This window comes from Vibrio sp. 10N.222.55.C6, assembly GCF_041473395.1.
GTDB lineage: Bacteria > Pseudomonadota > Gammaproteobacteria > Enterobacterales > Vibrionaceae > Vibrio > Vibrio crassostreae_C.
Genome location: NZ_JBFRSD010000766.1, coordinates 1 through 230 on the forward strand (window position 1 = coordinate 1; position 230 = coordinate 230).

General features: G+C 48.3%; 1 protein-coding gene. It reads left to right on the plus strand.

The window, feature by feature from the left end; translation table 11 throughout:
• Positions 1-230, plus strand: a 230-nt coding sequence (locus AB4486_RS26045) for a glycine betaine ABC transporter substrate-binding protein (RefSeq protein ID WP_372119644.1), incomplete at both ends; no start/stop codon positions are given.

The window sequence follows — 230 nt, forward strand, 5'->3', positions numbered from 1 at the left end:
CGCCTGTGCTAGGTAAGTATGAGATGGTTAAAGTTGATTTTGGTAGCGGTATAGACGTCGAGGAATTTCGAAACTGCACGACTCAGCCTGACTGTGAATCACCTAAAGTGACCATGTTCCCACCAGCGCCGGTTCACACGGTAACAACGGAGAGCTTCGCAACTAGCCAACCTCTTGCCTACGAATACTTCCAGAAACGTGGTTTCACCAATCAGAAAATGAGCCAGATG